Here is a 26,064-nt window from a genome sequence, read left to right on the forward strand (position 1 = left end):
CCCTTATGATGTCGTGCTGGTTAAGTGCCGCTTACTCTGGTTCAGTGCACTTCATTTGCGTCTGATGGAACATACGCCCATAAAGTAAATGAAGGTACATAAGCCCATGAAGTAAAGGAGGCCGTGAGTTAGCTAATGATACAAAGCATAGGTGTAGCGCTCGCTCTATTATTGTTGCTCAATAGTTCGGTTCATGCCTCGGCATGGTCGGAGGACGTTGTGTTTCAAAACGCGCTGTCTCAGGTAGAGATAAGCGTCGACCTGCATGCTGCGAGCGTCACCGCTTGCCCTAAAGAGCAGGCTAGTAAGCTCAGTCTCAGTCTGATTAACGGCCAAGTGCAGGGCCATTTGGCACAATTGAGTCTGGATTTAACCTGCTCCCAGAGTCGGCTGACCACTCGCCTTAATAGTAATGCCGAACCGGCCAATAAGGATGCTTTATCCTTACTGCTGACGCTGCCTGCCATCGACTTCACCATAGATACGCTGACCTTACAGTTACCAGAGGGGCGTTTTAGTGGGCCCGCCGAGCTTCACCATAAGGAGCAGCAATTAAATGTGGTTTGGCAGAGTAGTGCCGGTAATACCAAGCTTGCGATCACCCCCGACCGCCAAGGCTGGCGCTGGCAAGGTGAGCTGCCCGGGGCGTTATTTACCCCGAGTTTGCGCCAACCCTTTGGTATTAGCGGCGGCTGGCAACCCGAACAGCCGGTTACGCTTAATGTAAATGGCGCCTTACCTACGCCGTTAGTGGGAAATTGGCAGCTAGCCTTGATGGCTGAACAAGTCGGTGATGGCTGGCAGCTGTTACCCCGCTCTCGGCTCAGTGTGCCCAGCCTTAAATGGAAAGATCTGGTCCTTAATCAGCTCACGCTAACGCCAGAGCGTGCACTGGCACTCGATAAGCCGTGGCAGGCGAGCGTCAGTTGGCAGCCGGGAGTCTGGAAAAAACAGCCTGTTCCGGCGGCTAGCCTGCAACTGGAGGGCGCTAGCCTCGACAATTTACAAGGCCAAGTGCGAGCAGAGCTTGCGCCTGACCTGCAGTTAACTGGACATTGGCGTTATCACCAAGGCTTGGCGTTAACCGTGCCGGCGCAGAGTGTCTCTGCTGCCAGTACGTGGTCTTGGCTAACGACTTGGCTGAGACTGCCTGTGGCCTTAAACACAGAGGCAGGCCAATTACAGGTGTCCTTGAGCGCGGCCAATCTCTTAAATAATAAACAGCCGATTTTAGTCCACGCCCACCTCACCGACGGGCAGCTTAAGTATGGCGATATACAGCTCGAACAACTGGCGGCTAAGCTGAAACTTAGCTGGAATGGTCAACAGGGCTGGCGCAGCTTAGGCCCTCAGGCGATGTCAGCGGCTAAGTTAGCGCTGGGTGTGCCTGTTACCAATGTTCAGGGTGCATGGCGTTGGCAAGCAGAAGGCATAGAGCTTCAGGGGCTTACGGCACATTTACTGGGTGGTCAATTAGCGCTATCGCCCATGGCATTAACGCGTACTCCAACAGGGGAAGCTCACTTTAGTGATATTTCCCTCGAAAAACTGCTGAACTATGCCAGTGTGACTGGCCTGACCGGCAGTGGTCTACTTAAAGGACGGCTGCCTTTTGTGTATGACCAAGGGCTGAGCATAAAAAATGGCCGCGCCGAGAGCCATGATGGCTGGATCTCTTATCAAGCCAGCCCGCAGTTAATTGCGACCGGCGAGGCGAATATCTCCTTAGGCCTGACCTTAGGTTTGTTAAGTGACTTGCGCTACGACCGGCTCAGCGCCAATATTTCCATGGCCAAAACAGGTGAGGCCAACATTACAAGCCAGCTCATTGGACGCGCGCCTGTGAAGGGTAAATTACATGCCGTTAACTTCAATTATAACCATCAAGAAAACCTGTTACAGTTGCTGGCCAGTCTGCGTTTTGCTAAGGATTTAACTGAGCGATTGCCGGCTAACCTTCAGGGGGAGAGTGAGTAAATGATAAAATATGCGGCCATCGCTGGCCTGTTACTACTGAGTGGCTGCACGCCTCGGGTAGAAATAGTGGTGCCAGACAAGCCCATTACCGTGAATTTAAACGTCAAAGTCGACCATGAGATCCGCGTTAAAGTTGACAGAGAGCTGGAACAATTGTTTGAACAAGAAAAAGGCTTGTTCTAAGGAGTGACTATGCGTTGGTTAATTATCATGTTTGCGGCAGCGTTAAGCTTTTCAGCTTGGGCGCTCGACTTACAACAAGCTAAGCAGCAAGGGTTAGTGGGCGAGCAATTAAATGGACTAGTGGGCGTGGTGCGGGGCAGTGGTGAGGTGACGGCTGTCGCGAACGATATTAATCGTAAACGCTTGGCCAGTTATCAAGAGATTGCCCAGCGTACCGGCACTAGTTTGGCCATAGTGCAAAGCCGTGCCGGTCAGTACAACATAGAGCGCACTCAGGCGGGCTATTATATTCAGCTGGCAGACGGCAGTTGGCGCAAAAAGTAGCTGAAACAAGGTGAGGCGGGAGGGGTAATGGGTGAGGTGGACGAGAAAACCCCCGTCACCCGCCGCCCCTCTAGTCTGTGATCTTCTCTTTCTATCATGCTTCATCGGGTATTTATTTTTTAACTTGGCGCTCTGTTTTCGCCTCACTCCTCACGATTTACCCCTCCCGTATTCTCATAAAAAGGTTTTGATGTGTCTGTAACGCCACCATTTGCTCAAAAAATTCCTCATTTGTTGACTCAACATAACGACACTCGTATCGATCACTACCATTGGTTGCGTGATGACGAGCGCACCAGCCCCGAAGTGTTGGCTTATCTTGAGCAAGAAAACCACTATACAGAGCAGGCCTTAGCGCCGCTCGCAGCGTTGCAAGACACCTTGTACCAAGAAATGATTGCCCGGCTGCGCCCCGATGACAGCTCTGTGCCTTATCGTAAAAATGGCTACTGGTATCAGAGTCGCTATCAATCGGGCTTTGAGTATGCGCTGCTAGAGCGCTATCGGGATGGCCAGCCGGAGCAGGTAGAATTGCTGCTGGATGGCAACGAGCGAGCCGAGGGCCAAGATTATTACGATCAAGGCCAGTTAGCGGTTAGCCCTAATCAGCAACTGTTGGCCTTTGCCGAAGACTTTGTGTCGCGCCGTGAATATCAAATTCGTTTTAAACGCTTAAGCACAGGCGAGCTCTATGACGAAGTGCTAGAGCACACTTCGGGCAACTTGGTGTGGGCCAACGACAATCAGACGTTGTTTTATGTGCATCAAGACCCCGACACTCTGCTGCCGTATCGGGTCTATCGCCACACCTTAGGCACGCCGCAAAGCCAAGATGTCTTGGTGTATGAAGAAAGCGATCCCAGCTTTTATACCAGCATTTACAAGAGTCGCTCCACAGATTATGTGGTGATAGGTGCGTGGAGCACGCTGACTAGCGAAATTAGCTTAATCTCTGCCAACGAACCGACCCAAGCGGTACGGCTGTTTTTGGCGCGCCAACGGGGGCACGAATATGAAGTGGAGCACTATCAAGGCCAGTTTTATGTGCGTTCTAATAAAGACGGCGTGAATTTTGGTCTCTATCAAACGACAGCGAACGCCAGCTCTCCCGATCGTTGGCAAACGCGGGTGCCGGCTCGCGCCGAGGTGTTGTTCGAAAGTTTTACGCTGTTTAAAGATTGGTTGGTGTTAGAAGAACGCAGCCAAGGCTTAACCCAGCTGCGCCAATTGCATCACAGCCAAGATCTTGAACATCCGATAAGCTTTGATGACCCGACTTATGTTACTTGGCTGGATGTGAATGCTGAGGCCGACAGCCCTTGGCTGCGTTACGGCTATTCGTCTATGACGCAGCCCGTGACCTTGTATGAAGTCAATATGGATACTCAAGAACGCCGCGAGCTGAAGCAAGAATATGCCGGCGAGCAATTTAGCGGTGCAGATTATCGCAGTGAGCGCATCTGGGTACGCGCGCGCGACGGCGAGCAAGTGCCGGTCTCTTTGGTATACAAAGCTAACTTATTTAAGCGAGCGGCGAATAACACTACTAATCCCCTGCTGATCTATGGCTACGGCGCTTACGGTGCCAGCATGGACTCGGACTTTAGCGCCTCACGGTTGAGCCTATTAGATCGCGGCTTCGTCTATGCCATCGCCCACGTACGCGGCGGCGAAGAGCTGGGCCGAAACTGGTATGAGCAAGGTCGTTTACTCAGTAAGCAAAATAGCTTTAATGATTTTATCGATGTTACTCAAGCGCTAACGGCTCAGGGCTACGGGGATAAAAATAGGGTGTATGCGGCCGGTGGCAGTGCCGGTGGCCTGCTGGTGGCGGGTGTCGTCAATATGGCGCCGCAGTTATATCATGGCGTAGTGGCGGCGGTGCCGTTTGTAGATGTGGTCACGACTATGCTGGATGAGAGTCTTCCGCTCACCACAGGCGAGTTTGATGAATGGGGCAATCCGGCACAGGCGGAGTTTTATCATTACATTAAATCCTACAGCCCCTATGACCAAGTGCAGGCACAGGCTTATCCTCATCTATTGGTCACTACGGGTTTTCATGATTCTCAGGTGCAATACTGGGAGCCGGCCAAGTGGGTGGCCAAGCTGCGTGAGCTAAAAACTGACGACAATTTATTACTGCTGCATTGCGACATGGACACCGGCCACGGCGGTAAATCGGGGCGTTTTGAGGCCTATCACGAACTGGCTCGCGAATACGCCTTTTTGTTAGATTTGGCTAAACCGTAAGGGGTAAATAGTGAGGAGAGAGGCGATAGGCATCAGGCCGCAGTAGATGAGGTTTTTACCCATCACTCTTCACCCCTCCCGCCTCACATCCGTTAACTAAACGACTGCACTATCACCAGCAGCACTAATGCCGGGCAGACGAAGCGCACATACCAGGGCCAGATTTTCCAGAACAGGCCTTGGGCTAATTCTGGATTACCTTGTTGCATTTCGGTCAGTACCGCATTGCGTCGCCACACCCAACCGGCGTAAAGGGTAATACACATGCTCACCAAGGGCTGAGCATACTGAGTGGTAATGGTAATCACCAAACCAAACAAGCTGCCAAAGTTAAACACAATCACCACACTAAACAGCGTACACACGGCGGTCACCAACCAAGTGGCTTTAATGCGTGATAACGTTGACGACTCCAATACCAAGGATACTGGCGCCTCTAACATAGAAATCGCCGAGGTGAGCGCGGCCACTATCATGAGCATGAAAAAGGCGAAGGCGACCGGATATTGTGCCGCACCCATGGTGTTAAATAAGGCGGGCAATACAGAAAACACTAAGGTGTCTGAGCTCAGCAAGCTGCCGTCGTCGGCAAAAATAGTCACGCCGTTATGTTGTGCCACATACATAGCCGGTAAAATCAGCAAACCTGCCATAAAAGCCACGCCGGTATCGAGCAAGGTTACTTGCGCCGCCAGTGCAGGAATGTTCGCTTGGCGATTTAAGTAAGAACCATAAAGCATCATTACTGCAGCGCCTAAGGATAAGGAGAAAAAGCTTTGCCCCAGCGCGCCTATCAGCACCTCACGGCTGAGCACCCGATTAAAATCTGGCACTAAGTACACTTTTAAACCTTCGCTGGCGCCGGGTTGCAGCAACATATAGCCGGTGAGCACAAGCAACATTAAAAACAATAATGGCATCAGTCGCGTTGACCACTTCTCGATGCCTTGCTCAAGACCTCGGCTCACCACATACAGGCTAAGCAAGGCGAACAATAGAGTAAACAACAAGTTACGGGCGGTGGAAAATTCTGTCATCCACAAAGCTGAGCCGTCTGCGCCCACGAGGCTGGCGATGGGCTCAGCCGCAAAGGCCACAAACCAGCCGGAAACGATGGCATAAAAGGTAAAAATAAAACTGACGGTAAGAATAGAAGCCAAGCCCACGAAACCGGCGATCAGCTTACAGCTCTTATTGGCAGTGAGTTTTTGTAAGGCGCGAAAGGGGTTAGCTTGGCCATAACGGCCGATAGTGATTTCTGCGACCAACATGGGGTAGCCTAACAAGAAGATAAACAGCAGGTAGACCAACAAGAAGGCTCCGCCGCCATTACTGGCGGCTTGGGTGGGAAAACCCCAGATATTACCCACTCCGATGGCGGATCCGGCGGCGGCCATCACGAATCCGAGTTTACTGCTAAATTGTGCCCTTTTTTCCACGTCTTGCTGCTCCTGCTGGCTATTATATTTGGTGTATGCACTGCCCAATTAAAATTGTGCCAACTCGGGTGTTGGGCGGCGTTTCTGTCCGTGTGGGGGAGTTTGCTGAGGCAATATAGGTGATTGTTGGTGTTTTTTCAGCAAAAAATAAGGTGTTTAGCCTGTGAGTGCTGTCTTTGGCATAGCCTAGTTTAACCTTGGCGGAGAAATTAAGTACCTAATGCCTCAATCGGACCCTTTGGTTTACTGTCGCGACATAGCGGCGTGCACAGTAATCAAAAAATGACCAAACAGGGCTGACCAAATCTGCACAAAGGGGTATGATCAGCCTCATTAACAGGTTAGATTTTGGTGTGTCTTGGGTATTCGCGCTACACAAAAAGAAAAAACCCGTCGTACGCTCATTAATGCCGCTTTTAGCCAGCTGAGCGCCGAACGCAGTTTTTCGAGCCTAAGCCTCAGAGAAGTCGCGCGAGAAGCGGGTTTGGCGCCGACTTCTTTTTATCGTCACTTTAAAGATATGGAAGAGCTAGGGCTGACCTTGGTCGACGAGGGTGGCCTAACATTACGGCAATTGATGCGCCAAGCTCGTCAACGCATTGCCGATGGTGGTAGTGTTATCCAAATCTCGATAAAAACCTTTATGGAATTTATCGAGCGCAGCCCAGATGTGTTTCGCTTGCTACTGCGGGAGCGCTCGGGTACCTCGGCGGCCTTTCGCCAAGCCGTGGCCCGGGAAATTCAGCATTTTACCGCTGAACTCACAGATTATTTAGAAGAAAAGCAACAAACTAGCCGCAGCTATGCAGAAATGCAGGCCCAAGCTATGGTCACCATTGTATTTAGTGCTGGAGCAGAAGCGCTGGATATGAACGAGAGTGAGCGTGCGGCCTTGGCCGAGCGCATGACCTTGCAACTGCGAATTATTGCCAAGGGCGCAGATGCATACAATAAAGCAAAGCGGCTTTAGGCCCGATATTAGGAAGGATGACCATGTCAGTTACCAAGAATATTCGTCGCAAACCTATCTTATTAGCGCTACTTGTTGGCCTGTGCGGTAATGGCACATTGGCAGCGCTAAGCGTTAGCCAAGTAGCATTTTCTCTTTTTCCTATCATAGCCTTAGTACTAGCAGCTCGTCAGCTCTATCAGGAATACCTGACCGTGCCTATGGAAGGTGACACGCCACTTTGTACCTTACTCGCTTTTTTAATTGGCGTGTTTAGTTACTCGGCCATATTGCGTACCGAGTTTCCTGAAATGGGTACCAATTTTTTATCGGTGATGGTGACTTTGATTCTGGTGATTTGGCTGGCATTAAAAATGGGTGTGGCCGCACGTCCTGATGCCGCAGACGACGTTAAGTCTTAACACTCGCCTTAACTCTGATCTTAAAAACGACGATTAGCCCGCCATTTGGCGGGCTTTTTATTTGGGGCGTGAAACGTGAGTTGCGAATTATGAGGAGGAAATTCTGCCTGCGGTGAAATGCGAGAGCAAGCGTTCGCCTACAAAAACATGCCCTTTGCTTAGCTCGGCTATCACTTTCACGCCTCACTTCACTGCTTAATCCGTGACCACAGGTAAGTGCGCTGAACCGCCCCATTCGGTCCAAGAGCCGTCGTAAACTGCAACGTCTTTATGACCGGTGTGATAGGCGGCTAGCGCAATAATGGCGGCGGTCACGCCAGAGCCGCAGCTACAAATCAGCTTTTGCTCCGGGGTTAACAGTGGTGCTAAACGTGCGGCCAACTGCTCTTTGGGTAAAAACTGTCCCTGTTGCAGTAGCTCACCAAAGGGTAAGCACATAGCCCCCGGCATATGACCGGCGCGCACGCCCGCTCGCGGATCGGCGGCTTGTCCGCTAAAGCGCTCACGGCTGCGGGCATCTAAAATGCGGTAGTCAGCTTGGGTTAACGCCGCTTGTACTTGATGGGCGTCGGCGAGCCAGTTTGGTTGCAATTCTGCGATAAACTTACTGGGTACTGCCGGCGTTGGCGGCGTGTTATCCACGGGCAAACCAAGCGCCAGCCAGTTAGGCAAGCCGCCATCTAACACGGCGACCTGTTCATGCCCCATGGCTTTAAACATCCACCAAGCACGAGGGGCGGCAAAAATACCGCTGCTGTCGTAGATAACGATAGTTTGCTGATTGTTAATGCCGAGCGCCGATACTTGCTCAGAGAATTGTGCGGCGCTAGGCAGCATATGTGGCAAAGCGCTGCTGTGATCCGCTATCTCTTTGTCAAAGTCAAAAAAATGCGCCCCTGTAATGCGCTGTTGGCGCCATTCGCTCTCGCCTGAACGTTGTGCCGCTGGCATATGCCAACTAGCATCTAATACGACTAAATCGGGATTATCTAAGTGTGTCGCGAGCCAAGCTGCATCCACTAAGGCACCTGATAGTGATAAAGCTGTCATGTTTATTGCTCCTATTTTACCGATAATCTTATCCTAAGCGGCTCGTCCCGCGGAGCTACATTTTTATCAAACCTACCTTTGTAAGACATTGGCCATTGTTGGTGTGAGATTAATCTTAAGAGTGCGACAGTGAAAATGGATTTATGGCCGACGTTATAACTGTTAAAAATATCAAGTTTATTTAAATCAATAGATTACGATTATATGGATCATTTTTCGCAAATTGCACTTAGTTTTCTTATCTTGAGACGCGCATAAAAGCCTGTATAGTTACTCGTGCAGGGAGCAAGGAAGCCAGTTAGGAAGACAGGCTTGCCAAGTATGGCGAAAGGAATACCGCAGTAAGCGGCAAGGGACACCTCCAGGATGGAGACAGTCACGCAGCTCAGGATGAGTCGCAGTCAGGATGACACAGGACACGCCGACGGATCGGTATGAGGAAAGGCCTTAAGGATAAGGTAGTATGTCAAGGATTGCAGGGAGCAACATTGGTTTAAGGATTTGAGCCGAACGACAACCCAAAAGGGGATGACAACTGTCATCCCCTTTTTCTATTGTAAAATTCGCAATCTAAGACTGAATAAAGGTCGAACAAGCATGAGTCAGTGGCACGCTATTTATCAAGCTATCAACAGTTTAGAAGCGCACATGTTAAAAGGCGCCTTGGAAGTCTCTGGTATAGAGGTACAGCTAAAAGGCGAGGCACTCGCCGGCGCCTTGGGAGAGTTGCCCGTTAATGCCATAGAAGTGAGCATCTTAGTGAAACGCCACCAAGCAACCCAAGCTCAGCAAATTCTCTTAGACTACCAACAACAGAATAAACCGACTTGGTATTGCACTCACTGCAGCGAGCCTAATGCCGGCAGCTTTGAAATTTGCTGGCAGTGTGGCCAAGAGCCCACAACACCTGCTGACGACTAATCTTTAGACTGTGACTTTTTCTGACGGTTTTTCTCGTTGGTTTTCTTATTTTCTTCTGAAATTTCTTTGAGGCGCGCTCTGTGATGATTCATCGCAAACGAGCCAAATACCAACACCAATAAGTAGTCTTTGGCGGTTAAGTTTAAGAACTTAGACGCCTGCTTTAGCATCAGCATTTGTAAGATATGCATCACTAGCACTACCGCGCCCAAGATCAGCGGCATAGTGCCTACTTCCTTAAAGTCTGGGCCAACGATGGCATAAATAACGCCAAACCAAAATAACAACATAATTAAACGCATGGCTAGATTGATGATATTCATTGCACGGCTTCTCTTTGATAAAGTTGATAGGACACTTGGCCCGCCTGTTTATTTTTTAACAGCTGCCAATTTGTAGGTAATGATAAATCTGCTGTCTGTTCATGCTCGATATAAATCTTAGCGTGCTCACTCAGCCAGCCATTGGTTTCTAGTAATTGGCAGGCTTGCGACAGTAATTGCTGATGAAAAGGCGGATCTAAAAAAACCACCTCAAAGGCGCGGCCGGGGTTTTGTAAAAACGCTAAGGCATCTTGGTGGATGACGCGGCCAGGTGCGGCTGGCAAACTCGCTAAGTTTTGGGTTAACTGCTTGGCGACCTGCGCGTCTTTTTCTATTAACACCACCTCGGCGGCACCGCGAGACAAGGCTTCAAAACCCAAGCTGCCGCTGCCGGCGAACAAGTCTAAACACAGCGCTTCTCGAATATCGAACATCAACCAGTTGAATAAGGTTTCTTTAGTGCGATCACTGGTGGGCCTTAAGCCCTCACTGTTGAGCACGGGTAATTTTCGTCCGCGCCATTGGCCGCCAATCACACGAATTTGTCCCGTGGCTGCCGTGGCTTTTTTTACCGGTTTTCCTTTTGCCATCTCGTTTCGCCGTCTTTCAATAAAGTGCTAGTATGAGGGCTGTTTTGCACCCTCAAGGTGCTGTGTATTCTAAAGAAGGGACAGAGCCACGGCCAGCTCTAATCTCCCCCCGACATTTGTGAGTAATAACATAATGGCAAAAAAAGGTATTTTATCTTGGTTTGGCTTTGGCAAAAACAAAGAACAGCCAGCACCCACGCCAGAGCAGGCGGCAGAACAAACACGTTTAGCCGCCGAGGCCGAAGCCGCAGAGCAGGCACGATTACAGGCAGAAGTTGACGTCGCCGAACAGGCTCGCTTGGTAGCAGAGGCCGAGGCCGCGGAACAAGCTCGATTAGCACAAGCCGCTGCGCAAGCACGACTAGCGCTGGAAGCTGAAGCGGCAGAGCAAGCCAGATTGGCCGAAGTTGCCGAAGCGGCTGAACATGAGCGCTTGGCTGCAGAATTTAACGCAGCGGAGCAGGCACGACTAGCGGCTCAGGCTGACGCTGCTGAGCAAGCAAAACTGGCCGCTGCCGCCGAGGCTCAAGCAAAAGCCGCCGAACAGGCGCGCTTGGCAGACGAATTTGCAGCGGCGGAACAAGCTCGCTTAGCGGCCGCAGCCGAGGCGCGCTTGGTCGCCGAAGCAGCAGCCGAAACAGCGGAACAAGCCCGCTTAGCGGCAGCAGCCGAAGCGGCGGAACAAGCTCGTTTGGTAGCAGAAGCCGAAGCGGCAGAACAGGCTCGTTTGGCGGAAGAAGCCGAAGCGGCGGAACAAGCTCGCTTAGCGGCCGCTGCCGAAGCGGCAGAACAGGCTCGTTTGGCGGAAGAAGCTGAAGCGGCAGAACAAGCCCGCTTAGCGGCAGCAGCCGAAGCAGCGGAACAGGCTCGTTTGGCGGCAGAAGCTGAAGCGGCGGAACAAGCTCGTTTGGCGGCAGAAGCCGAAGCGGCAGAACAGGCTCGTTTGGCGGCAGAAGCACAAGCCGAAGCGGCGGAACAGACTCGCTTAGAGGAAGAAGTCGAGCGTCTTGCAGCAGAAGAGCAAGCCTTGGCTGTAGCAGCGCCTAAGAAGGGCTTTTTCTCTCGCCTCAAAAGTGGCTTACTGAAAACTCGTCAAAACTTAGGCTCTGGTTTTTTTGGTTTATTTAGTGGCAAGAAAATTGATGATGAGCTGTTTGAAGAGCTAGAAACTCAGCTGTTAACGGCAGATTTGGGCGTAGAAACTACGCTTTCGATTATTGATAATTTAACGCGCCAAGCCAGTCGTCGTCAGCTCAAAGACGGTGAAGCCCTGTATGAGCTATTAAAGGAAGAGATGGCGGGTATCTTGAGCAAGGTGGAGCAACCCTTGGTCATAGACAGCGCGCATAAGCCCTATGTTATTTTGATGGTGGGTGTGAATGGTGTGGGTAAAACCACCACCATCGGCAAGTTGGCTCGCCAGTTTCAAGCAGAAGGCAAGTCTGTGATGTTAGCCGCCGGCGATACCTTCCGTGCCGCCGCCGTCGAGCAGTTACAAATATGGGGTGAGCGTAACAAGATCCCCGTGATCGCTCAGCATACGGGTGCCGATGCGGCTTCTGTTATTTACGATGCGGTAGAAGCCGCCAAGGCGCGTAAGGTCGATGTGTTACTGGTCGACACCGCCGGCCGTTTGCAGAATAAAGCGCACTTGATGGATGAGCTGAAGAAAGTGGTGCGCGTGATGCAAAAGATTGATGGCGGCGCACCGCACGAAATTATGCTGACGCTAGATGCCGGCACCGGCCAAAACGCGCTCAGTCAGGCCAAGGTGTTTAATGAGGCGGTGCCCATTACCGGTATCGTACTGAGCAAGCTAGATGGCACAGCTAAAGGTGGCGTTATCTTCGCCGTAGCCGATAAATTTGGCATTCCAATCCGCTACATTGGGGTGGGTGAGCAAATTGATGATTTACGTCCCTTTGTTGCCCGAGAATTCATTGATGCGCTTTTCAGTCAGGACGAATAAATGATCCGCTTCGAGCAGGTAAGTAAGGTTTATAGTGGTGGTTTTCAGGCGCTGCAAAAAGTCAGTTTTAATCTTGGCAAGGGAGAGATGGCCTATTTGACCGGCCACTCGGGTGCCGGTAAAAGTACCTTACTTAAACTGATAAGCGTGATGGAAAGACCGACCGACGGCCAGGTGTTCTTTAATGGCCAAGATGTGAGCCGCATTCGGCGCGGCCATATTCCTTATGTGCGCCGCCGCATTGGCATGATCTTTCAAGACCATCATCTGATTAACGGCCGCACCGTGTTTGATAACGTGGCGCTGCCCTTGGTGATTGAAGGTTATAACCATAATGATATTCGTCGTCGCGTGTCGGCGGCGCTCGACAAGGTCGGCCTACTTGGCAAAGACCGCTACTTTCCGCCTATGTTATCCGGCGGTGAGCAGCAAAGGGTGGGCATAGCGCGCGCCATCGTTAATAAGCCGTCATTATTGTTAGCGGATGAGCCGACCGGTAACCTAGATCCCGCATTGTCGATGGAGATATTGCGCTTGTTTGAAGCCTTTAATAGCGTAGGTGTGAGCGTACTCATCGCCACCCATGATACGGGGCTGATTAATGCCCAGCGCCATCGTACCTTAACCTTAAGTGCTGGCCGACTGGTCGCGGAGGCTGAGCTATGAGCCGCCATAAGTTATCCGTGTTTCAGCGCTTGGCCATGTATGTGCTCGATCACGTACGCCAGTTATTTGCCAGTCTTGGGGAAATTTGGCGTACGCCGCTTAGCTCACTGATGACCATAGCCGTGCTGGGTGTGAGCTTGGCGCTGCCCGCTAGCTTTTACGTGTTACTGAAAAATGCCGAGTCGATCAGTGCCGTGTGGCAGAGCAAGGCACAAATCAGCCTGTATTTGCAGCAAAAGGCCGACGAAGCGCAAATCACCGAGTTACATAAGCGCTTAGCCAAGTCTGAGAATATCGCCAATGTGACCTACATTAGTGCCGAACAAGGCTTAAAGGATTTTCAGGGCGCGGCAGGTTTTTCTGAAGCGTTAGATTTATTAGCCGACAATCCCTTACCGGCTGTGTTGATCCTGAATTTATCGGAACAGGGCCGCACGCCCGATGCCGCCGAGTTGTTATTGGCCGATATGAACGCCGAGCCGATAGTGGAAAACGCACGCCTCGATATGGCTTGGTTGGCGCGCTTGTCTGGCATAGTAGATTTGCTGCGCCAAGCGGTAATGGGCATGGCGGCTTTGCTGCTGACCGGTGTGTTATTGGTGGTCAGTAACACGCTGCGCCTGAATATATTGAATAGCCGCTATGAGATTGAGGTGATGAAGTTGGTGGGAGCCACGGATCGCTTTATTCAGCGGCCATTTTTGTATGTGGGCTTGTGGTACGGCATTATAGGCGGCCTATTAGCGTGGTGGTTGACGCTGGTAATGGTATTTTGGGTGAGTCATAAAGTAACTTCTCTGGCCGACTTGTATCAGAGTGACTTTAACTTACTGGGTTTAAACCTAGAAGAAAGTTTACTGCTGGTGTTAACCGGCACCTTGCTTAGCTTGTTGGCGTCGGGTTTTTCGGTGCACCGTCACATTCGCGCCATAGAACCCAGCTGAACCACATAAGCGAGTTGAACTTTATAGGGCAAATATGGTCTTATATACGCCCTATAAAGCTAGATATTGGCTGTTTGGTTTAAATAAATACATTTTCCGCAGTGCAACGAGCAGTACTTATCCTATTACGCTAATCTAGAGCGTGTACTGCCGCAGCCTTAATACGGAGTCATGTAATAATGAATACGAGTGCAATGACTACAGATTTTCAGCGCCATTTTGCCTTGGTTCCTCAAGGTAGCCTGGAGGCCTATATTCAGGCAGTAAATACCATTCCCGTGCTCAGTGCCGAAGAAGAAAAATCACTGGCCGAGCGTTTATTTAACGATGGTGACTTGAGCTCGGCTCGCCAGATGATCATGTCCCATCTGCGTTTTGTGGTGCACATAGCCCGTGGTTATTCCGGCTATGGTCTTCCACAAGCGGATTTGATCCAAGAAGGTAATATCGGCCTGATGAAGGCGGTAAAGCGTTTCGACCCCAACGTGGGTGTGCGCTTAGTCTCTTTTGCCGTGCATTGGATTAAAGCCGAAATTCATGAATATGTGTTGCGTAACTGGCGCGTGGTCAAAGTTGCCACCACTAAGGCGCAGCGTAAGTTATTCTTTAATCTGCGTAAATCCAAAAAACGCTTAGGTTGGTTTAACCAAGCCGAAGTAGAAATGGTGGCTGAGAACTTAGGCGTGTTGCCCGCTGAGGTAGTGGAAATGGAGTCGCGGATGAGCGCTCAAGATCCCGCCTTTGACCTATCGTCAGATGACGACGACCGGGATACTAGCTTCTCGCCGGTGCAATATTTGCAAGATCATAGCTCAGATGTAGCGCGCCAAGTGGAAGCGGATAACTGGGAGCAAACCAGTAATCGCCGTCTGCGCGCCGCACTGGCCACACTCGATGAACGCAGCCAGCATATTATTCAGGCTCGCTGGTTAGATGAAGAAGAAAAAATTACCCTCCAAGTGTTAGCAGATGAGTATGGCGTTTCTGCCGAGCGCATCCGCCAATTGGAGAAAAGCGCACTCAAAAAATTAAAATCGGCCATGGATTCTTAAGTGATTACTTAGGTCACAGAAAAGGCCCTCAGGGGCCTTTTTTTCCGCCAATAATCTATTTCCAACAGAGAAAAAGCAGGAAACCCCATGAGAATACTCAAGCAGCTGTTTGACAATAACCAAGAATGGTCCGAGCGCATTAAGTCCGAAGATCCGGCATTTTTCGAGAAATTAGCGTTACAACAAGCGCCAGAATATCTGTGGATTGGCTGCTCCGACAGCCGAGTTCCTGCCAACCAGCTTACGGGCCTATTGCCGGGCGATGTGTTTGTGCATCGTAATGTGGCGAACCTGGTGATGCACACCGACTTTAACTGCTTGTCGGTGGTACAATATGCGGTTGAAGTGCTGAAAGTGAAGCACATTATTATTTGCGGACACTATGGCTGCGGCGGCGTAAAAGCGGCCATGGGCGATGCGGAGCTGGGCCTGATTGATAATTGGCTAGCCAGCTTAAAAGACCTATATCAGCGTTACCGTAAAGACCTGCTCAGCGTAGAAGATGAGCAGCGAAGAGAAGATGCCTTATGCGAGCTCAACGTGGTTGAGCAAGTCGCTAACCTGTGCCGCACCACCATAGTGCAGCATGCGTGGCAACGCGGCCAAGAGCTGTCGGTGCATGGCTGGGTGTACGGCATTCAAGATGGCCGTCTGCATGATCTCGATGTTTGCGTGTCGGAAAAAGAAGAAACCCCCGACGTCTATCGTATCTTGCAGCAGCGTATATTAGATAAGTGATTCGCTAAGCGAATGCTTGAACACTAGGAAATATCATGAGACGTGAATTAGCCATAGAATTTTCTCGGGTGACGGAAGCGGCCGCCTTGGCCGGTTACAAGTGGCTGGGAAGAGGCGATAAAAATATCGCCGATGGCGCCGCCGTGGCAGCGATGCGCCATGTACTGAACGAAATTAATATTAGCGGTGAGATCGTCATAGGCGAAGGCGAAATAGATGAAGCGCCTATGCTTTATATCGGCGAAAAAGTCGGTTTAGGTGGCGATGAAGTGGACATCGCCGTCGATCCTATCGAAGGCACACGCATGACGGCCATGGGCCAACCTAATGCCTTAGCCGTGATTGCCGTGGGTGAAAAGGGCGCATTTTTACGTGCCCCCGACATGTATATGGAAAAGCTGATCGTGGGCGCCGGCGCCAAAGGTGTGATCGATTTAAATAAGTCGATTGAACAAAATATTAAAGCGGTTGCCAAGGCGCTGAACAAGCCGCTGTCGCGTTTTACCGTGATCACCTTGGCCAAACCGCGCCACGATAAAATCATTAAAACCATGCAAGCCTTAGGCGTGCGCGTGTTTGCTATTCCCGATGGCGACGTAGCCGCTTCTATCTTGGCGTGTGTGCCAGAGAGCGAAGTGGACATGTTGTACGGCATTGGTGGCTCCCCGGAAGGCGTTATTTCCGCTGCGGCCGTACGCTCACTGGATGGCGACATGCAGGCGCGCTTGATGCCGCGTTATGAAGTAAAAGAGCCAACCCCAGAAAACCTGGCCTTAGGTAAAGCTGAAATCGCCCGCTGCGAAGAAATGGGTATTGAAGTGGGCAAGGTGTTGAAGCTGGAAGACATGGCGCGCACCGATAATGTTATGTTTGCCGCCACCGGCATTACCAAGGGCGACTTGCTGGAAGGTATCAGCAGTGATGGTATTTATGCCCACACCGAAACCTTAGTGATCCGTGGCAAGTCGCGCACCGTGCGCCGCATTCGCTCCACGCATATCTTATCTCGCAAGCGACAATCACTGCAGGATATTATTCTATAGGGCTGCGCCGGTGAGGGGTGAAGGGTAAAGCGTGAGGGGTAAATCCAAGCATGCTTCGCTGTTAACTGTTCGCTACTATCTAAAAAGGATGCCGAGGCATCCTTTTTTGTTATTTATGGTAGGTAAAGTGCACTATATTTTGCCTCACGCCTCACGCCTCACGCCTCACGCCTCACGCCTCACGCCTCACGCCTCACGCCTCACGCCTCAACGCGTTAACGCCGCCGGATCTAATAGCTTGCGCAGCTCTTCGAGCGGAATATCGGTATGCTCTTGCGCTACCTCTAAAATCGGCCTTTGTTCTTGATAAGCTTGTTTGGCAATTTTGGCGGCATTTTCGTAGCCGATCACTGGATTTAGCGCCGTCACTAAAATTGGATTTTTCGCTAAATTCTCATCGATATGCGCTTGGTTAACGGTAAAACCACCAATGGCCTCTGCTAATAAGGGCGCGCTCTTGCTAAGCAGCTGGGTCATGGTCAGCAGGTTATTGGCCACCAGCGGCAGCATGACGTTAAGCTGAAAATTGCCAGACTGACCGGCCACGGTATTGGCGGTGTCGAGACCAATAATCTGTGCCGCCACCATGGCAACGGCCTCCGGGATCACCGGATTGACCTTGCCCGGCATAATGGAAGAACCGGGCTGCAGGGCCGGCAGTTGAATTTCGGACAAGCCGGTCAGCGGGCCCGAGTTCATCCAGCGCAAGTCGTTGGCAATCTTCATTAACGCCACGGCCAAGGTTTTCAGCTGGCCCGAAAGTTCTACCGCAGTATCTTGGCAACTTAAGCTGTAAAAATAATCTTCCGCTGGGCAAAAGTTTAACCCAGTAGCTCGATTTAAATAATCGCAGGCCAATTGGGCTTGGCGCGGATCAGCATTAATGCCGGTGCCTATGGCGGTGCCGCCCAGCGCCAGCTGCTGCAGTCGGCTTTGCAGGCCATTTAAGCGGTGGCTGGCATAGCGCACTTGGGTAGCCCAGCCGCCCAGCTCCTGATCGAAGCGCAGCGGCATGGCATCCATAAGATGGGTGCGGCCGGTTTTAACTTGGTGTTGTAGCTGCTCGCCTTTGCTGAGCATGGCTTGTTCTAGTTCCAACAGTGCCGGCAGTAATTGCCGTGATAGCGCCAAGGCGGCACTCAGGTGCAGAGCCGAGGGGATCACATCATTGGAGCTTTGGCCCATGTTAACGTCATCATTGGCGCTGACCGGCGTGCCTAATTGTGCCGCCGCTAGGTGTGCCAATACTTCGTTGACGTTCATGTTGGTGCTGGTGCCAGAGCCGGTTTGATAAACATCAATGGGGAAAGCATCAGGATATTTACCGGCCATCACGGCTTCGGCGGCGCTAATAATGGCCGCACTCTTATGCGCAGCTAAGCGATTTAATTCACCATTGGCTTGGGCACAGGCCGCCTTTAGCAAGGCTACGGCACTAATAAAGGCTGCTGGTAGCGGTTGGCCGGAAATAGGAAAGTTATTGATGGCTCTTTGGGTTTGGGCGCCATATAAGGCGTCGACAGGCACGTTTATCTCGCCCATAGAGTCATGCTCGGTTCTCATCTTCATGCTATCTCCTTAAAATACTTAAGTAGGGCGGCATAACCGATATTAGGTACAGCGCCGAGCGCCCAGCTGCAAGCTATAGCAAATAAAAGACCGATGGCTGTTGGTGGCTGGACACGGTTAATATTTTTCAGCTTTATTCTAAATTACAGCTTAGCATTGCCGTCGCACCGTTAAAGCCTTGAGCTTGTAAAAACGCGTTCAATCCCGCTTGCTGTGGAGTTGGCGCTTGGGCGAGATCACAGTGCAGTTGAGTTAGGCCTGCGGCCTGAGTGTCTAACTTAATCTGGCGTAACAGCTCTTGGCCTATGCCACGGCGGCGCGTAATATCGCGCACGGCAATAAATTGCAGGTCTGACTGTAGACGCCATGCCAAGGCGACGGCTCTGTCATTAAAGGTGGCCAGATAAAACTCTGCCTGCTCGGGCAAGCTAGCGTCTTCTAAGATAAGCGCCACCTGCGCTTGATGCAGTGTCGGGATTTGGTTTAAACGATGTACAGTTAAGCGCATTATGAGTTCCTCAGAAAAACGCTAGTTTATCATGGCCTGCGGATAGCTAAAGATAGACACCTTGTAAAGAGTAAAGAGTGAAGGGCAAAGAGGACGACATTGGCCCCAAAATGCGCCATATCTTAAGACGAGTGTTTTCCCCTCACTCTTTACCCTCAACGCTTCACTGAGAGCATATGACCTTAGATACTCGCGGCCATAATGGCCAGATGACGCATTTTGACCAGCACGACTCGTTTTGGTTGTTTGGTTATGGCTCTTTGATCTGGAAGGCAGACTTTGCCTATCTGGAGCGAAAGCCTGCGTGGATTTTTGATTGGAGCCGGCGCTTTTGGCAGGGCTCCCACGACCATAGAGGCACGCCTCAAGCACCGGGCCGTGTAGTGACTTTGGTTGCCGAGCTGGGTGCGCGTTGCGCTGGCATGGCGTATCGCATCACGCCCGCCGTGTTAGCGCAGCTGGATATGCGGGAGAAAAATGGCTACTTGCGTGAATTAGTGCCGATTCACTTTGCGCTTGAACAAACGGCTATTGATAGCGCAACACAAGTGCCAGAGCAGAGAGTCGAAGGCTTAATTTACCTGGCTACGCCAGACAACGCCGCTTTTTTGGGTGAAGCCCCCTTGAATGACATGGCCGCGCAAATTGCTTATGCCACAGGGCCCAGCGGCAGTAATAGTGAGTATTTATTGAATTTAGAACGTGCGCTGCAAGAGTTGGGCGTAACAGATCTGCATGTGTCTGCCTTGGCGGCACTGGTTAAGCAAACGGCGTAAGAGATGAAGATGGAATGTCGCAGTGGTTGTGGGGCCTGTTGTATCGCGCCCAGTATTAGTAACGCCTTACCGGGCATGCCAAAGGGCAAACCTGCCGGTGTGGCGTGTTTGCATTTAATGAGCGATATGCGCTGTGCCATCTTTGGTCAGCCAGAACGGCCAGCGGTGTGCGCCAGTTTTAAAGCCATGAATGATGTATGTGGCAGCTCTAAAACAGAGGCAATGTGGTTGATTACCGAGCTGGAAATGGCGACTGGGTAGTAGCGCCGAGCGCCCGGCGCCAAGCTAAACAAAAGACATATCAGCAACGGAAGAATGCGAAAGAACACGGAAAAATAGAGAGCAGATCAGACAAAGCCGAGATAAAAGACTTAGATGGTAAGATCTAACGCCCATATCATCAAAGGGCGAGCTCTTTAGCATTAAGTGTCCTTGTCGCACGTGAACTGCGTCCGTGCCTTCTGTGTTCTTCCGTGGCAAAAATGGCACTGGTACTAGATCTGAAAGGGTTAAATATAGACACCCAGCTTGCAGGTTCGGTGTTTGGCTCTTACGCCACCCTCTTCCCACCTCACTATTTACTTCACTTTTTACATCAAGACTTCAACCAAGGTAGCGGATTGACGGCCGTGCCTTGGTAGCGAATTTCAAAGTACAGGCCAGACTGCTCTTGGCCGCCACTTTCCCCACTCAGTGCAATCGGCTGGCCGGCACTCACCTTATCGCCAGGGCTGCGCAGCAGGGACTGATTATGACCATAGAGGCTCATGTAACCTTTGCCATGATCGATAACCATCACCATACCAAAGCCGCTTAACCAATCGGCATACACTACCTGGCCGCTGGCGATGGACGTCACTTCGCGGCCGATAGGCGCGCCAATTAACACTCCTTTCCATGCCAGTTGGCTGGTACGAGCGCCACCAAAGCGGTGCACTAGCTGGCCACGCAATGGCCAAGGTTGAGCACCCTTGTTTAGGCCGGCAAAGTTGCCACTGGTTTTAGCGACCACAGGTTTTCTGGTGGGGCTGGGTGGCGGTGCAACTTCGCTAGGTCGGCTTGGCTCTCGGCCTGCAGCTCGGTCACGTTTTACCTGGGCTTGGTATTCTCGCTCTTCCCGTTCTACTCTGGCCTGATATTCACGGGCTTCACGCTCGGCGCGGGCTTTGGCTTCACGTTCCGCACGCGCGCGAGCTTCACGTTCGGCCTTTTCTCGGGCTGCTTGCTCGCGAGCCGCCTTTTCTATCGCCGCCTTAATTTGTTGCTCAAGGTTATTGGCCGATTGCTGCAAGCTGGCTAAACGCTGATTACTCTTGTCGAGGGTGCTATTGAGCTGCTTGGCGGTTTGGCTGCGCTTACTTTGTTGGTCTTTAAGCTTTTCTTGCTCGCTTTGCTGTTGCGCTAATAGCTGATTAAGCTGATTGCGACTTTGCTCCGCTTGGCGGCGGTTTTCTGCCAGCTGGTTAGCTGTTTGCGCCAATTCTTGCAGCGCTTGCGCCCGTACTTGGTTTAAATGCGCGTAATAATGCAGTAAACGATCGATTTCTGTGCTGTCTTGGCCATTGAGCAATAGCTTAAGATAGTCATGGCGACCATTTTGATAAGAGGCCCGCACTTGCTCGGCTAATAGCTGCTTTTGCCGCTCTGCTTGTTTAGTAAGCGTGGCATGCTCTGCATCTAATTTCGCCAGTGCGCTTTCGTTGGTTTTAAGCTGTTGTTGGGTCTGATTAAGCTGGCGAGCCTGATTAGAAATGGCTTTTTCATCATTGGCCAATTGCTGCTGCAGTTGGCTGAGCTGCTTTTTTTGCTGTGCTACGTCTTGTTGTTGGCTGCTGATCTGACCCTTAACATTTTTCAGCTCCTTGCGGTCGTCAGCCCAAGCGAAAGTACCGGCCAATAGACCGGTACTTAACAACACTAGTGCAGCGAACTGTCGCATCTTGCTCATGGCGGCGATTATTTCAGAACCATCAAAGGCTTACCAGTCATTTGCTCGGGGATTTCCATGCCCATTAAATTTAGCATAGTCGGCGCTAAATCAGACAAGCGCCCCTTAGCGACCGGCGTGGCATCGCGCCCCACATAAATCAGCGGCACCGGTAAATTGGTGTGCGCGGTTTGTACTTGGCCGGTAATGGGGTTAACCATTTGCTCCGCATTACCGTGATCTGCCGTTATTAACGCCTCACCGCCCACTTCTTTTAGTGCTGCCACCACGCGACCTACCGCCACATCTATGGCTTCACAGGCCTTTACCGCCGCCTCAAATACGCCGGTATGGCCAACCATGTCGCCGTTCGGGTAATTACAAATAATCACGTCAAAGGCTTGGCTGTTAATGGCGTCTACCAGTTTGTCGGTCAGTAATACTGAGTTCATTTCTGGTTGCAAGTCATAGGTGGCTACTTGCGGGCTGGCAATCATTTCTCTTTGTTCGCCCTCAAAACAGGCTTCACGACCACCATTAAAAAAGAAGGTCACGTGAGCATACTTTTCGGTTTCTGAAATGCGCAGCTGCGTTTTGCCGTGCGCAGATAACCATTCACCCAAGGTGTTGGGCAGGGCTTCTGGCGGATAGGCGCAAGCGGTCTTAATATCCGCCGCATATTCGGTCAACATCACAAAGTTACTGAGAGCGGGGCGAACTTGGCGCTCAAAGCCACTAAAGTCATCTTGCACGAAGGCGCGGGTTAGCTCACGCGCACGGTCGGCGCGATAGTTCATGAAAATCACCGCATCGCCGTCGCTAATGACCACCTGTTCACCTATGGTCGTCGCGGTAATAAATTCATCGTTTTCGCCGCGCTCGTACGCCGCTTTTAAGCCATCTAAGCCATTATCGGCATTAAATGTGGCCTTGCCTTGGGTGAGCAAGTCGTAAGCGATTTGCACGCGGTCCCAGCGGTTGTCGCGGTCCATGGCAAAATAGCGCCCCACGATAGAGGCGATGCGGCCCTTGCCTAGCTCAGAAAATAACTGCGTAAAACGCGCTAGCGGTGCATGTGCCGAACGAGGAGCTACGTCGCGACCATCGAGAAAGGCATGCAAATAAATCTGTTCGGCGCCGCGATCGGCGGCCATCTTGATCATGGTGGCAATTTGGTCTTCGTGGCTATGTACGCCACCGTCAGACAGCAAGCCCATAATATGCACGGCTTTACCCTGTGCTACGGCACCATCTACTGCTTGAGTGAGGGCTGGGTTACGAAAGAATTCACCGCTGCTAATGGCGTGGCCAATACGGGTTAACTCCTGATAAACAATGCGCCCAGCACCTATATTAACGTGGCCAACTTCGGAGTTGCCCATTTGGCCGTCAGGTAGGCCCACATCATACCCAGAGGTATAAAGCAGCATAGAAGGGTAGTCTTGCATCAAGCCATCGAGTACTGGGGTGTGAGCGGCGCGAATAGCATTATGCTCGGTTCTTTCACTATAGCCCCAGCCGTCCATAATGATGAGCACCAAGGGCTTTTTGGTTGAGTTCATAGTGTAAACCCTAAAGTTGTTATTGATTCGAGATGCCGTTATAAAAAGCAGTGCGTGCATGTTACTACAATTGCGCTTTTGGTCTCTAGCCAATTAGCAGCATAGATGGCCAAAGATTAGCACGAATTCACAAATGACAATAGTTATCATAAGCAGGCTACTGTTATTTGCCGATACCCCATGTATACTCGTTTTTTTCCGTATTTTGACGCTAAAGAAGTAATCGCATGCAAGAGTATCTGGATTTTTTCGCAAACAACACCCTATTGGTCGTGGCTTGGTTTGGTTTAGTGGCGGCGATAGTCGTGACCACGGTAATGGCTAAGCTGAGCAAGGTAAAAGTCATTCCAACCCAAGAAGCGGTATTGCTGATCAATAAGCAAGAAGCTGTGGTCATAGATGTGCGCAGCACCGATGATTTTCGCAAAGGGCACATCACGGGCGCCGTTAACCTGCCTGCCAGCCAAATTAAAGCGAATGACTTAAGCCAAATTCAAAAATATCAGCAAAAGCCGGTTATTTTGGTCTGTGATACAGGCATGACCACTTCGGGTCTTGGCCGGATCTTAACCAAGGCTGAATTCACGCAGGTCTATGCCTTGCGTGGTGGTATGGCTGACTGGCGCACGCAAAATTTACCGGTCGCTAAACGCTAATCTATTTAGGTTTTAAATAAGGATATCCTCATGACTGAAGCATTAAACGGCGCTGCCACTGAGACGCAAACCCAGAATCAGGTTGAATTTCAAATCCAACGCATTTATTTGAAAGACGTCTCTTTTGAAGCGCCGAGCACGCCGCTGGTATTTCAAAAAGAATGGCAGCCAGACGTTAAGCTGGACTTAGACACGAAAAGCACCCGTTTAGCGGACAACATCTTCGAAGTTATCTTAACTTTGACGGTTACCTGTGTGCTGGGCGAAAACGAAACGGCTTACCTGTGCGAAATCCAACAGGCGGGTATTTTCACTATCGGCAACATGGAAGACCAGCAACTGGCGCATTGTTTAGGTGCTTTTTGCCCGAATATTCTGTTTCCTTATGCCCGTGAAACCGTAGGCAGCTTAGTGGGTCGCGGCTCTTTCCCGCAGCTGAATTTAGCTCCGGTTAACTTTGATGCTTTGTTTGCCGCGCACATGCAGCGCGCGCAAGAACAGCAACAACAGCAGCAGGCTAATGCCTAATGGTTAAAGATGCCGCCATCTCAGTCTTGGGTGCTGGCTCTTACGGTACCGCTTTGGCCATTGCCCTGACGCGCAATGGCCATAAAACCTTGCTGTGGAGCCACAGAGCCGAGCAGGTAGCCACCTTGGCGGCGGACCGCTGCAACAAGGTGTTTTTACCGGACGCTATTTTCCCGGATAGCTTATTGCTCACCGCCGATTTACAAGAGGCGGTACAGGCCAGTCGCGACTTGCTGATAGTGGTGCCCAGCCATGTGTTTGGCGATGTATTGAGCCAAATAAAGCCCTTTTTGCGCCCCGACAGCCGAGTGGCTTGGGCCACCAAAGGCTTGGATCCTAACACTGGCGATCTGCTGCAAGTGGTGGCGCGGGATATGCTCGGCGAGCAGGTGCCGTTAGCTGTGTTGTCTGGCCCTACCTTTGCCAAAGAGTTGGCCATGGGCTTGCCCACGGCGATCTCTTTGGCCGCCACCGACGACGACTTTGCCAAAGAGCTCGGCGATCTCTTGCACTGTGGGCGTTCGTTTCGCGTTTATTTAAACGACGACATGATAGGCCTGCAGCTGGGTGGTGCGGTGAAAAACGTCATCGCTATTGGGGCCGGTTTGGCCGATGGTTTAGGCTTTGGCGCCAATGCCCGCACCGCGCTTATTACCCGTGGGCTGGCCGAGTTACAACGCTTAGGCGTGGCCTTGGGTGCCGAAGAAGACACCTTTATGGGCATGGCAGGCTTAGGCGACTTAGTGCTGACGTGCACCGACAATCAGTCGCGCAATCGCCGCTTTGGTTTGGCCCTAGGGCAGGGCAAAGATGTGCAAACCGCCATGACCGACATCGGTCAGGTGGTTGAAGGTTATCGCAACGCCGCCGAAGTGCAGCAGCTAGCGCAGCGTCACGGCATTGAAATGCCCATCTGCGAGCAGGTCTATCAAGTGCTGTATCAAGGTAAAAATGCCAAAGAAGCGGCCATTTCCTTGCTTAGTCGCGATAGAAAAGCGGAATGACAAAAGCAGCGCCTAGCGCCCAGCACCGAGCTAAAAATACCGACGCATAAAAAAGGGAACCGTTTAGGTTCCCTTTTTGTTTGCTCAGCATATTCTTTACTATTTATTGATAGTAAGAGTGCTCGCCACGTTCGTGATCGGTGGCATCGCGCACGCCGGTAATTTCGCCAGCAAACTGCTCCAGCAGCTGCTTCTCGATGCCGTCTTTCAGCGTCACGTCTATCATAGAGCAACCGTTACAACCGCCGCCAAACTGCAAGATAGCCAAGCCTTCTGGAGTGATTTCGGTTAACACCACTTGGCCGCCATGACTGGCTAAACCTGGGTTAATTTGTGACTGCAATAAGTACTCAACGCGATCCGCGAGCGGCGCGTCATTCGGTACTTGCGCCATCTTAGCGTTTGGCGCCTTTAGCGTGAGCTGTGAACCCATTTGGTCGCTCACGAAGTCGATTTCGGCATCTTGTAAGAAAGACACGCTTTGTTTATCGACTACAGCCTCGAAGCCGGTATAGGGCAGATGTAGATCATCATGCTCAACCGCATCCGGTGGGCAATAAGACACGCCGCACTCGGCGTTAGGGGTGCCCGGATTAACCACAAACACCCGAATGTTGGTGCCTTCTGGTTGCTGCGACAGCAATTTGCAAAAGTGTTCCTGGGCAGTTTCGGAAATCGTAATCATAGCTAA

The 26,064-nt window shown here is 51.3% G+C and carries 27 protein-coding genes; 18 read left to right on the plus strand and 9 right to left on the minus strand.

Annotated features, from left to right (window positions below; all coding sequences use genetic code 11):
* Positions 1-135: 135 nt before the first annotated feature.
* The 4 genes from ACEN2G_RS04280 to ACEN2G_RS04295 all read left to right on the plus strand — a co-directional run bounded on the left by ACEN2G_RS04280 (position 136) and on the right by ACEN2G_RS04295 (position 4,737).
* The gene (locus ACEN2G_RS04280; RefSeq protein WP_442020231.1) at positions 136-1,977 is read left to right on the plus strand and encodes an intermembrane phospholipid transport protein YdbH family protein; all 1,842 of its coding nucleotides are present in this window, start codon (positions 136-138) and stop codon (positions 1,975-1,977) included.
* Complete coding sequence (locus tag ACEN2G_RS04285; RefSeq protein WP_442020232.1) at positions 1,978-2,160, plus strand: YnbE family lipoprotein; 183 nt, start codon at positions 1,978-1,980, stop codon at positions 2,158-2,160.
* Positions 2,161-2,169: 9 nt separating this feature from the next.
* Positions 2,170-2,484, plus strand: a complete 315-nt coding sequence (locus tag ACEN2G_RS04290; RefSeq protein ID WP_442020233.1) for a YdbL family protein — start codon at positions 2,170-2,172, stop codon at positions 2,482-2,484.
* A 192-nt stretch (positions 2,485-2,676) separates the two neighbouring features.
* Positions 2,677-4,737: a S9 family peptidase gene (locus tag ACEN2G_RS04295; RefSeq protein ID WP_442020234.1), complete on the plus strand. Its 2,061-nt coding sequence runs from the start codon at positions 2,677-2,679 to the stop codon at positions 4,735-4,737.
* 92 nt (positions 4,738-4,829) lie between these two features.
* Here the strand turns inward: ACEN2G_RS04295 and ACEN2G_RS04300 are convergent, their stop codons facing one another.
* Complete coding sequence (locus ACEN2G_RS04300; protein WP_442020235.1) at positions 4,830-6,176, minus strand: sodium-dependent transporter; 1,347 nt, start codon at positions 6,174-6,176, stop codon at positions 4,830-4,832.
* Between the two features lie 358 nt (positions 6,177-6,534).
* Between ACEN2G_RS04300 and fabR the strand changes: the two genes are divergently transcribed.
* Both fabR and ACEN2G_RS04310 read left to right on the plus strand, forming a co-directional pair.
* Positions 6,535-7,146: an HTH-type transcriptional repressor FabR gene (fabR, locus tag ACEN2G_RS04305; RefSeq protein WP_442020236.1), complete on the plus strand. Its 612-nt coding sequence runs from the start codon at positions 6,535-6,537 to the stop codon at positions 7,144-7,146.
* Positions 7,147-7,169: 23 nt separating this feature from the next.
* Entirely contained in the window at positions 7,170-7,547 is a 378-nt protein-coding gene (locus ACEN2G_RS04310; RefSeq protein ID WP_442020237.1) for a YijD family membrane protein, read from the plus strand.
* A 195-nt stretch (positions 7,548-7,742) separates the two neighbouring features.
* Here the strand turns inward: ACEN2G_RS04310 and ACEN2G_RS04315 are convergent, their stop codons facing one another.
* Complete coding sequence (locus ACEN2G_RS04315; RefSeq protein WP_442020238.1) at positions 7,743-8,597, minus strand: sulfurtransferase; 855 nt, start codon at positions 8,595-8,597, stop codon at positions 7,743-7,745.
* A 597-nt stretch (positions 8,598-9,194) separates the two neighbouring features.
* On the opposite strand from ACEN2G_RS04315, the gene ACEN2G_RS04320 reads away from it, so the two are divergent.
* The gene (locus ACEN2G_RS04320) at positions 9,195-9,518 is read left to right on the plus strand and encodes a putative signal transducing protein (RefSeq protein ID WP_442020239.1); all 324 of its coding nucleotides are present in this window, start codon (positions 9,195-9,197) and stop codon (positions 9,516-9,518) included.
* Here ACEN2G_RS04320 and ACEN2G_RS04325 read toward each other — a convergent pair.
* Together ACEN2G_RS04325 and rsmD are read right to left on the minus strand one after the other, a co-directional pair.
* Entirely contained in the window at positions 9,515-9,841 is a 327-nt protein-coding gene (locus ACEN2G_RS04325) for a DUF1145 domain-containing protein (protein ID WP_442020240.1), read from the minus strand. The two genes, ACEN2G_RS04320 and ACEN2G_RS04325, sit on opposite strands and share 4 nt — an antisense overlap.
* Complete coding sequence (gene rsmD / locus ACEN2G_RS04330) at positions 9,838-10,431, minus strand: 16S rRNA (guanine(966)-N(2))-methyltransferase RsmD (RefSeq protein WP_442020241.1); 594 nt, start codon at positions 10,429-10,431, stop codon at positions 9,838-9,840. Before rsmD ends, ACEN2G_RS04325 begins: the two co-directional genes overlap by 4 nt.
* Before the next feature lie 133 nt (positions 10,432-10,564).
* Between rsmD and ftsY the strand changes: the two genes are divergently transcribed.
* The 6 genes from ftsY (at position 10,565) to glpX (ending at position 16,843) form a co-directional block, all read left to right on the plus strand.
* Entirely contained in the window at positions 10,565-12,400 is a 1,836-nt protein-coding gene (gene ftsY / locus ACEN2G_RS04335; protein ID WP_442020242.1) for a signal recognition particle-docking protein FtsY, read from the plus strand.
* On the plus strand, positions 12,401-13,066 hold the full coding sequence (gene ftsE / locus ACEN2G_RS04340; RefSeq protein ID WP_442020243.1) for a cell division ATP-binding protein FtsE: 666 nt from the start codon (positions 12,401-12,403) through the stop codon (positions 13,064-13,066). It abuts the gene before it with no gap.
* Positions 13,063-14,010, plus strand: a complete 948-nt coding sequence (gene ftsX / locus ACEN2G_RS04345) for a permease-like cell division protein FtsX (RefSeq protein ID WP_442020244.1) — start codon at positions 13,063-13,065, stop codon at positions 14,008-14,010. Before ftsE ends, ftsX begins: the two co-directional genes overlap by 4 nt.
* Before the next feature lie 194 nt (positions 14,011-14,204).
* The gene (gene rpoH / locus ACEN2G_RS04350) at positions 14,205-15,062 is read left to right on the plus strand and encodes an RNA polymerase sigma factor RpoH (protein ID WP_442020336.1); all 858 of its coding nucleotides are present in this window, start codon (positions 14,205-14,207) and stop codon (positions 15,060-15,062) included.
* A gap of 87 nt (positions 15,063-15,149) precedes the next feature.
* Positions 15,150-15,800: a carbonate dehydratase gene (can, locus tag ACEN2G_RS04355; RefSeq protein WP_442020245.1), complete on the plus strand. Its 651-nt coding sequence runs from the start codon at positions 15,150-15,152 to the stop codon at positions 15,798-15,800.
* A gap of 35 nt (positions 15,801-15,835) precedes the next feature.
* Positions 15,836-16,843, plus strand: coding sequence for a class II fructose-bisphosphatase (gene glpX, locus ACEN2G_RS04360; RefSeq protein ID WP_442020246.1), 1,008 nt, complete (start codon positions 15,836-15,838; stop codon positions 16,841-16,843).
* 207 nt (positions 16,844-17,050) lie between these two features.
* Here glpX and ACEN2G_RS04365 read toward each other — a convergent pair whose 3' ends face one another.
* Positions 17,051-18,412 carry a class II fumarate hydratase gene (locus ACEN2G_RS04365; protein WP_442020247.1) on the minus strand — a complete coding sequence of 454 codons (1,362 nt, stop codon included), beginning with the start codon at positions 18,410-18,412 and terminating at the stop codon, positions 17,051-17,053.
* A 133-nt stretch (positions 18,413-18,545) separates the two neighbouring features.
* Positions 18,546-18,920, minus strand: a complete 375-nt coding sequence (locus ACEN2G_RS04370) for an acetyl-CoA sensor PanZ family protein (RefSeq protein ID WP_442020248.1) — start codon at positions 18,918-18,920, stop codon at positions 18,546-18,548.
* 176 nt (positions 18,921-19,096) lie between these two features.
* Between ACEN2G_RS04370 and ACEN2G_RS04375 the strand changes: the two genes are divergently transcribed.
* Both ACEN2G_RS04375 and ACEN2G_RS04380 read left to right on the plus strand, forming a co-directional pair.
* Positions 19,097-19,696: a gamma-glutamylcyclotransferase gene (locus ACEN2G_RS04375; RefSeq protein WP_442020249.1), complete on the plus strand. Its 600-nt coding sequence runs from the start codon at positions 19,097-19,099 to the stop codon at positions 19,694-19,696.
* Positions 19,697-19,705: 9 nt separating this feature from the next.
* A complete protein-coding gene (locus tag ACEN2G_RS04380; RefSeq protein ID WP_442020337.1) occupies positions 19,706-19,957 on the plus strand; it encodes a YkgJ family cysteine cluster protein in 252 nt (83 codons plus the stop codon).
* A gap of 334 nt (positions 19,958-20,291) precedes the next feature.
* Here the strand turns inward: ACEN2G_RS04380 and ACEN2G_RS04385 are convergent, their stop codons facing one another.
* Positions 20,292-21,635 carry a peptidoglycan DD-metalloendopeptidase family protein gene (locus tag ACEN2G_RS04385; RefSeq protein ID WP_442020250.1) on the minus strand — a complete coding sequence of 448 codons (1,344 nt, stop codon included), beginning with the start codon at positions 21,633-21,635 and terminating at the stop codon, positions 20,292-20,294.
* 17 nt (positions 21,636-21,652) lie between these two features.
* Positions 21,653-23,185: a 2,3-bisphosphoglycerate-independent phosphoglycerate mutase gene (gene gpmM, locus ACEN2G_RS04390; RefSeq protein ID WP_442020251.1), complete on the minus strand. Its 1,533-nt coding sequence runs from the start codon at positions 23,183-23,185 to the stop codon at positions 21,653-21,655.
* Between the two features lie 227 nt (positions 23,186-23,412).
* Between gpmM and ACEN2G_RS04395 the strand changes: the two genes are divergently transcribed.
* Genes ACEN2G_RS04395 through gpsA form a run of 3 tightly spaced genes read left to right on the plus strand, consistent with a single transcriptional unit; the run spans position 23,413 to position 25,373 of the window.
* Entirely contained in the window at positions 23,413-23,841 is a 429-nt protein-coding gene (locus ACEN2G_RS04395; RefSeq protein ID WP_442020252.1) for a rhodanese-like domain-containing protein, read from the plus strand.
* A 30-nt stretch (positions 23,842-23,871) separates the two neighbouring features.
* Positions 23,872-24,369 carry a protein-export chaperone SecB gene (gene secB / locus ACEN2G_RS04400; RefSeq protein WP_442020253.1) on the plus strand — a complete coding sequence of 166 codons (498 nt, stop codon included), beginning with the start codon at positions 23,872-23,874 and terminating at the stop codon, positions 24,367-24,369.
* Positions 24,369-25,373: an NAD(P)H-dependent glycerol-3-phosphate dehydrogenase gene (gene gpsA / locus ACEN2G_RS04405; RefSeq protein ID WP_442020254.1), complete on the plus strand. Its 1,005-nt coding sequence runs from the start codon at positions 24,369-24,371 to the stop codon at positions 25,371-25,373. The genes secB and gpsA overlap by 1 nt, the downstream gene beginning before the upstream one ends.
* A 103-nt stretch (positions 25,374-25,476) precedes the next feature.
* Here the strand turns inward: gpsA and nfuA are convergent, their stop codons facing one another.
* Complete coding sequence (gene nfuA, locus ACEN2G_RS04410) at positions 25,477-26,058, minus strand: Fe-S biogenesis protein NfuA (protein ID WP_442020255.1); 582 nt, start codon at positions 26,056-26,058, stop codon at positions 25,477-25,479.
* Between the last annotated feature and the right edge of the window lie 6 nt (positions 26,059-26,064).

Source organism: Oceanisphaera sp. W20_SRM_FM3 (assembly GCF_052119705.1).
Taxonomy (GTDB): Bacteria; Pseudomonadota; Gammaproteobacteria; order Enterobacterales; family Aeromonadaceae; genus Oceanimonas.